At 69.0% G+C, this 7,643-nt stretch carries 6 protein-coding genes; 2 read left to right on the top strand and 4 right to left on the bottom strand.

Annotated elements, in window-relative coordinates; all coding sequences use genetic code 11:
- Window positions 1-1,066: RimK family alpha-L-glutamate ligase (locus J7E68_RS07420; protein ID WP_215171309.1), on the top strand; the 1,066-nt coding region annotated here is incomplete at its 5' end.
- A gap of 65 nt (window positions 1,067-1,131) precedes the next feature.
- Here J7E68_RS07420 and J7E68_RS07415 read toward each other — a convergent pair.
- The gene (locus J7E68_RS07415) at window positions 1,132-1,842 is read right to left on the bottom strand and encodes a DUF4191 family protein (protein ID WP_215171307.1); all 711 of its coding nucleotides are present in this window, start codon (window positions 1,840-1,842) and stop codon (window positions 1,132-1,134) included.
- A 159-nt stretch (window positions 1,843-2,001) separates the two neighbouring features.
- Between J7E68_RS07415 and J7E68_RS07410 the strand changes: the two genes are divergently transcribed.
- On the top strand, window positions 2,002-3,531 hold the full coding sequence (locus tag J7E68_RS07410) for a hypothetical protein (protein ID WP_215171305.1): 1,530 nt from the start codon (window positions 2,002-2,004) through the stop codon (window positions 3,529-3,531).
- An 8-nt stretch (window positions 3,532-3,539) separates the two neighbouring features.
- Here J7E68_RS07410 and sucB read toward each other — a convergent pair whose 3' ends face one another.
- From sucB to J7E68_RS07395, 3 genes are all read right to left on the bottom strand, one after another.
- Window positions 3,540-5,348 carry a 2-oxoglutarate dehydrogenase, E2 component, dihydrolipoamide succinyltransferase gene (gene sucB / locus J7E68_RS07405; protein WP_215171303.1) on the bottom strand — a complete coding sequence of 603 codons (1,809 nt, stop codon included), beginning with the start codon at window positions 5,346-5,348 and terminating at the stop codon, window positions 3,540-3,542.
- Between the two features lie 67 nt (window positions 5,349-5,415).
- A complete protein-coding gene (lpdA, locus tag J7E68_RS07400; RefSeq protein WP_215171301.1) occupies window positions 5,416-6,789 on the bottom strand; it encodes a dihydrolipoyl dehydrogenase in 1,374 nt (457 codons plus the stop codon).
- Between the two features lie 2 nt (window positions 6,790-6,791).
- On the bottom strand, window positions 6,792-7,643 hold an 852-nt coding region (locus tag J7E68_RS07395; RefSeq protein WP_285224932.1), incomplete at its 5' end, for a M17 family metallopeptidase.

Raw genomic sequence — 7,643 nt, 5'->3', positions numbered from 1 at the left:
CACCGCTGACGAACCCGATCTGCACTACCGCGGACGTCAGCTGAGCGACTATGACGCGATCCTGCCCCGGATCGGGAACTCGATCACCTACTTCGGCACCGCGGTGGTGCGTCAGTTCGAGCAGATGGACGTCTACACCCCGAACACGGCCAACGGCATCTCGAGCGCGCGCGACAAGCTCCGCGCCAACCAGATCCTGTCGCGCCACAACATCGCCATGCCTCCCACCGCGTTCGTGCGCAATCGCGCCGACGTCCGACCGGCGATCGAGCGTGTCGGCGGAGCGCCCGTGGTGATCAAGCTACTCGAGGGCACGCAGGGCATCGGGGTGATCCTGGCTCCGCAGGTCAAGGTCGCCGAGGCGATCATCGAGACGCTGCACTCGACCAAGCAGAACGTGCTCATCCAGAAGTTCATCTCCGAGAGCCGCGGACGCGACATCCGCGCACTGGTCGTGGGCGACCGGGTCGTGGCGGCGATGCGGCGGTCGGCGGCGGGCGACGAGTTCCGCTCGAACGTGCACCGCGGCGGGTCCGTCGAGGCGGTCGAACTCGACCCCGTCTACGAGCGGGCCGCCGTCCGGTCCGCCCAGATCATGGGCCTTCGCGTCGCGGGCGTCGACATGCTCGAGGGAGATGACGGCCCGCTGGTCATGGAGGTCAACTCCTCACCCGGCCTTCAGGGCATCGAGACGGCCACCAAGCTCGACGTCGCCGGGGCCATCATCGACTACATCGCAGGGCAGGTCGCGTTCCCTGAGATCGACGTGCGTCAGCGCCTCACCGTCTCGACCGGTTACGGCGTTGCCGAGCTGATGGTGCACGGCGCGGTCGACCTCGTCGGCAAGACGCTCGGAGAAGCAGGGCTGTGGGAGCGGGACATCACGGTGCTCACGCTGCATCGAGGAGTCTCGGTCATCCCGAACCCGCGCAAGCACGTCGTCCTCGAGGCGGAGGATCGCCTGTTCTGCTTCGGCAAGCTCGACGAGATGCGATCCATGGTTCCCGAGCGCCGCCGGCGTCGCGCGAAGGTGCGCCGGCTCCCACGCCAGCCGCTCTCCGAGTGAACGCAGAAGCGCGGCCGCCCCTCCGATGAGGTGCGGCCGCGCTTCTGCGTCTGCGGGGTGCTGGATCAGCGCGGGCGCTGTGCGCGGACCTTCGTCGGGTCGATGCCCTTGGGGATCGGCAACGACGAGATCGACTGGGACACCGACTCGATGCGTCGGATGACGGCGCCCATGGTCGCCTTGTCGATCACCTTGGGAAGCTTCTTGATCGTCTTGGCGAGGTCGGCGATCGCGACGTCGTCATCTCCGTGCCCGACGTAGAGCACCGTGACGGGAACGCCGTGGGCCACGCGGGCGGCCTTGCTGCGCTCGTCGTTGACGAGTCTGGTCAAGCGCCCGCGGGAGCCTTCGCCGATCACGACTACTCCGCCGCGGCCGACGGTGCGGTACACGGCATCCTGCGTCTTCGGGTTGATGCCCACCGGCGTCTCGGTGCCCTGCCAGTTGCGCCCGAGGCTCGTGCTGATGACGTGGCCGGTTGCACCCGGCATCCCGTCGATCTTCTGGTACATCGCAGAGGTCGACAGGCGGGTCATGAGGAACATGGCTCCGAGCAGACCGAGCATCAGTCCGGAGATGCCCCAGAGGATCAGCGTCCAGATCTGGAACGGCGGGATCAGATACCCGACGATGAGGCCGATCAGGATGCCGAGCACGAGCAGCGCGATCTGCGCCCAGGGAAGCCAGGGGTAGATCTCTCTCGTGAACTTGAAGAGGGACTTGATCTGGGAGAAGAATCCCGGACGCTTCTCGGGTGCGGACGCGCGGTTTGCCATGTCCATAAGAATACCGACTCCCGGATGCGGTGATGTCGTCGTTCGCGTCGGGCGGATTCAGACCGCACTGCTCCTGCACGATCGGCCGCTGCGCGGGTATCCGTTCACATCACTCTCCACACGCCTGATCGGCCGCGACGATGGGATGTGATGGAGCCCATGGCGACGACAGGACCTCGTGAGGGTGGCACAGTGCTGGTGCCCGGGGCGCACCGAGTGGTGAGGAATCTCGACAAGGACGAGGGACCCTACACGGGCGGACTGGTGAACTGCGGCTCGACTGTGGCGGTGCTGGTCAGCGCGGAGACCATCAGCGGGTGGGCCGGGTGGGAGCACGCGGGAAGCGAGCACGTCGCCGGACCGCTCGACGTCGTGCGCCGAGCTGAGGGGCATGATGTGCTGCTCCCGTGGTGTACCGAACGGATCCCCGCGTTCCTCGGGCGCCGCACGGCGATCGACGACGCGCTGAGCTCGGGGGAGGTGACCACGCTGGTCGCGAGTGTCCTGCGGGGGATCGGGGAACTCAGCAGATCCGAAAGACCGGAGACCGGGGACTGGTGGCTCACGGAAGACGGTCGACCGATGTTCGTGATCGGCGCGGGAAAGGACGCGCTGATCGGGGCAGCGGAGATCATCGATCGGCTGTGCGGAGGCTCCGTCGACCGCGCCCTGGGGCGGCTGCTCGTCGCGATCAGCGAGGGGCTGCAGAAGCGCGGTGACAGGCCGGGAATTCCGAGGAGGCAGCTGGAGCGCTGGGAGGCCGAGCTGCTCGATATGGCAGCGCCACGACCGCTGAGGCGGGACGCCCATGTGCCCGAGAAGGCACGAGACATCGATGTGGTGCGACGTCTGAGAGCGGATCCGGCGGTGGCTGCGAAAAACGGTGCGGGAGCGACCTCGCGACGCGCGGAAAGGCGGCCGGTGGTGCAGAGCGACCGCACTGTGGATGCGATCACGCGCCGGCTCGAGCAGTGGCGCCGCGCTGTGAGAATCCGGATGTCGCGTGCCCCGGGCCGAAGAGATGAGGGAGCGGGTCGAGCGCGGATCGGGGGCTTCCGCCCTGTCGAGCGTTCTGGCGCAGCCTCGGTCACGGGCGAAACACGACCGTCGGTGCCTCGCAGCCGTAAGCTGCTCATCGCGGTCGTCGCTGTCGTGGTCGTGCTCGGCGGCGGTCTGCTGTGGCCGGGGGGAGCGACGGACGAGCCCGATGGCGCGTCGCGCTCCGGGACGGATGCCTCGGGTACGAAGCCGACTGACCGTCCGCCCATCGAAGGTGCGGCTGGGGGGCCACCGCCGTCACCCGTGCCGTCAGCTATTTCGTCCGCTGTGCCGTCGGTGTCGCCGAGCAGTCCGTCGGATGGCGACCTGGCCGAGCCTGTGGCCGCGGCGAAGACGCTGTTGGCAGCCATCGATCGATGCGCCGACACCGGCGATCCGGAGTGTGCAGACGCTGTGGCCGGGGGAGCCCCAGGAATCGTCGAGGCGCTGTCGGGCACCGGATCGGGTGGCTCGCTTCAGCTGACGCCGGTGGACGTCTACGGCGATGTCGCCGTCATCCGGATGCGATCTGCGTCAGCTGACGGCGACGGTGAAGGTCGTGCGCAGCACGAGCGGATGATCGTGCTCGTACGGATCGCAGAGAAATGGCTGGTCCGCGACGCCTACGACGTCGCGGACCAGCCAGGGTGATGCTGTGGTCAGGCTCCGAGCTGAGCGGCGAACTGCGCGGACTCGAGGCGCGCCTTGACGGCGCCCAGGAAGCGGGCTGCGTCGGCGCCGTCGATGATGCGGTGGTCGTACGAGAGTGCGAGGTACACGTACGAACGGACCGCGATCGCGTCTGCGCCGCCGACCTTGACCAGACCGGGGCGCTTGACGACCGTTCCTGTGCCGAGGATCGCGGACTGCGGAAGGAACACGACGGGGGTGTCGAACAGGGCGCCACGCGAACCGGTGTTGGTCAGCGTGAACGTTCCGCCGGCGAGCTCGTCGGGCTTCAGCTTGTTGTCGCGCGTGCGGGCGGCGAGGTCGGCGATCTCGTGGGCGATCTCGGCGATGTTCTTCGATGCGGCGTCGCGCAGAACCGGCGTGAGCAGACCGCGCTCGGTGTCGACGGCGATCGACACGTTCTCGGATTCCGGGTAGACGATGTTCTCTCCGTCGACCGTGGCGTTCACGATCGGGAAGGCGCGCAGCGCCTCCGCGGCGGCCAGTGCGAAGAACGGCAGGAAGGAGAGCTTGTCGCCCGTCTTCTCGAGGAACGAGCCCTTGACGCTGTCGCGGTAGTCCGCGAGAGCGGTGACATCGACCTCGACCACGGTGGTGAGCTGAGCCGTCTGCTGCATCGACTCGACAGCGCGCTTGGCGAGCACCTTGCGAAGGCGCGACATGGGCTGCGTCGTTCCGCGCAGCGGCGAGACCTCGAGCGGAGCAGGAGCCGCGGGTGCAGAGGCTGCCGCGGGTGCGGATGCAGCGCTCTCGGCCGCCTTGAGGACGTCTTCCTTGCGGATGCGTCCGCCGACGCCCGTGCCGGTGACACTGGCGAGGTCGACGCCCTGCTGCGACGCGAGCCGACGCACGAGCGGGGTCACGTAGAGGTTGTCGCTCTCGGTCGGGAGCGACAGCTTCGACTCAGCGGCGGCGGGTGCCGGAGCCGCTGCTGCAGCGGGTGCGGGCTCCGACGGCGCTGCCGCAGGAGCGGGGGCGACGGGTGCAGCCGAACCCTCGGCGGCAGGAGCCTGAGCGACCGGGGCCTCCGCAGCCGGAGCAGCGGGAGCCTCTGCGGGAGAGGCAGGAGTCTCGGTGGGGGCGGCGGGTGCCTCGGCGGCGGGAGCCTGCGCAGCGGGAGCGGCCGCAGGGGCAGCGCCCGAGCCGACGCGAGCGAGCACAGCGCCGACCTCGACGGTCTCGTCTTCGCCGGCGACGATCTCCTGGAGGACACCGGCGACGGGCGACGGGATCTCGGTGTCGACCTTGTCGGTCGAGATCTCGAGCAGTGCCTCGTCGACCTCGACGGTGTCGCCGATCTGCTTGAGCCAGCGCGTGACCGTTCCCTCGGTGACGCTCTCGCCGAGCTCGGGGAGCACGATGTCGGTCGCGTCGCCGGCGGGGGCGGACGGTGCCGACTCTGCAGGCGCCGGAGCTGCGGCTTCAGGCTGTGCGGCAGGTGCCTCGGCCTGGGCAGCGGGTGCCTCGGGCTCCGCAGCAGGAGCCTGCTCCGCGACCGGTGCGGCCTCGGCGGGTGCATCCTGCGTGGGGGCAGCGGCGCTGCCGTCGCCGACGCGGGCGAGCAGTGCGCCGACCTCGACGGTCTCGTCCTCGGCGACGAGGATCTCCTCGATGACGCCGGAGACGGGGGAGGGGATCTCGGTGTCGACCTTGTCGGTCGAGATCTCGAGCAGGCCCTCATCCGCCTGAACGGTGTCTCCGACCTGCTTGAGCCAGCGGGTGACGGTACCCTCTGTGACGCTCTCGCCGAGAGGTGGGAGGACGACGGATGTGCTCATGACTGAGTCTCCTTCAGGAAGTTAAATGACGCGTGTCTAGCTTAGTGAACTGTGCACCGGTTGGTGTTCAGAGGGCGTGGAGTGGCTTTCCGGCGAGAGCGAGGAAGGCTTCGCCCAGTGCCTCGCTCTGCGTGGGGTGCGCATGGATGAGCGGAGCGATGTCTTCGGGGTGGGCCTCCCACGCGACGGCCAGCTGGCCCTCGGTGATCAGCTCGCCGACGCGGTCGCCGAGCAGGTGCACCCCGATGACGGGGCCGTCTGCGAGTCGCACGACCTTGACGAGCCCGCCCGTGCCGATGATCTCGCTCTTGCCGTTGCCGGCGAGGTTGTACTCGTACGAGACCACGGCGTCGGCACCGTGCTCGGCGACGGCTGCCTCTTCGGTGACGCCGACCGAGGCGACCTCGGGGCTCGAGTAGGTGACCTTGGGGATCTGCACGTCCGGGACGTTCACGGGCGAGAGGCCTGCGATGCGCTCGGCGACGGCGATGCCCTGCTGGAAGCCGCGGTGCGCGAGCTGCAGGCCGGGGGTGATGTCGCCGACCGCCCAGACGCCGGGCACTCCGGTGCGGAGGTCTTCGTCGACCGTGACGAACCCGCGGTCGAGCGCGACTCCCGCCTCTTCGAAGCCGAGATCGGCCGTGACCGGTCCGCGCCCCACGGCGACGAGCAGGTAGTCGGCCGTGAACGACTTGCCGTCTTCCAGCGTGACGGTGACCGAGCTGTCATCCTGAGTCGCCGTCTGGAAGCGCGTGCCGAGCGAGTACTGGATGCCGCGGCGGCGGAATGCGCGCTCGAGACCCTTGCTCATGGCGATGTCCTCGTTGGGCACCAGATGCGGCAGCGCCTCGATGATCGTGACCTCGGTGCCGAAGGATCGCCACACACTGGCGAATTCCACCCCGATCACACCGCCGCCGAGCACGAGCACACGCTCGGGGATGACGTCGAGCGAGAGAGCCTGCTCGCTGGTCAGGATCCGTCCGCCGATCTCGAGACCGGGCAGCGTGCGGCTGTACGAGCCGGTGGCGAGGATGACGTCGGTGCCGACGTACACGTCATCGCCCACGCTCACGGAGCGGTCGGCGCCCAGTCGGCCGAAGCCTGCGACGGTGGTGATGCCGCGAGCCTTGACGAGGCCCTCGAGCCCCTTGTACTTCTTGGCGACGATGCCCTCGCGGTAGGCGCGGACGCCCGCGGGATCGATGCCGTCGAGGGTCGCCGAGATGCCGACGTGGGCGGCATCGCGCACGTGCTCCGCGACCTCTGCCGCGTGCAGCAGCGCCTTCGTGGGAATGCAGCCTCGGTGCAGGCAGGTTCCGCCGACCTTGTCCTTCTCGATGAGGGCGACGGACTTGCCGAGCTCGCTGGCCCGCAGTGCGGCGGCGTATCCGCCGCTGCCTCCGCCCAGGACGACGATGTCGAAGGTGTGCGTGGTCATGGTCATGCCTCCTTGTGGGATGCTTCGGCGAACGCGATGATCGATCGGACCATCGCTCCGGTCGGGCCCTTGTCGGTGAAGCCGTAGGGCGAACCGTTGTGCTCACCGGAACCGGCGATGTCGAGGTGCACCCAGGGGATTCGCGGGGCGTCCTTCTCGTCCGACACGCGTCCGACGAAGCGGCGGAGGAAGAGTCCCGCGTACGACGCACCGCCCATGCGGTCGCCCATGTTGGCGTTCTGCATGTCGGCGATGGGGGAGTCGAGCGAGTCCTCCATGTGCTCCGGGAGCGGCATGTGCCATGCCAGCTCGTCTGCCGCGCCGGCTGCCGCCAGGAACTCGGCGACTGCCTCATCCGCGCCGAACACTCCGGTGTGACGGTGGCCGAGCGCCATGACGATCGCCCCGGTGAGCGTCGCGACGTCGATGATGACGTCGGGGTTCTCGCGGCTGGCCGCGACGAGACCGTCGGCCATCACCAGGCGGCCCTCGGCATCCGTGTTCGGGACCTCGACGGTCGTGCCGTCGAGGATACGGATCACGTCGCCGGGACGCAGCGCGCGGCCGGACGGCATGTTGTCGGTGATGCACAGCCAGGCGGTGACGCGGACGGGGAGGCGCAGTGCTGCGATCGCGCGAAGCGCGGCGACGCTGGTGGCGGCTCCCGCCATGTCGAACTTCATGCCGACCATCGAGGCCGCGGGCTTGAGCGAGAGGCCTCCGGTGTCGAACGTGATGCCCTTGCCGACGAGTGCGATGTGGCGGGTGGCATCCGCCGGCGCGTAGTCGAGCCGCACGAGACGGGGAGGACGATCCGAGCCCTGCGCCACGCCGAGGATGCCGCCGAAGCCCTG

The sequence above is a fragment of the Microbacterium sp. ISL-103 genome (genome assembly GCF_018613995.1).
Lineage (GTDB): Bacteria > Actinomycetota > Actinomycetes > Actinomycetales > Microbacteriaceae > Microbacterium.
This window is presented reverse-complemented; position numbering and strand designations above follow the sequence as displayed.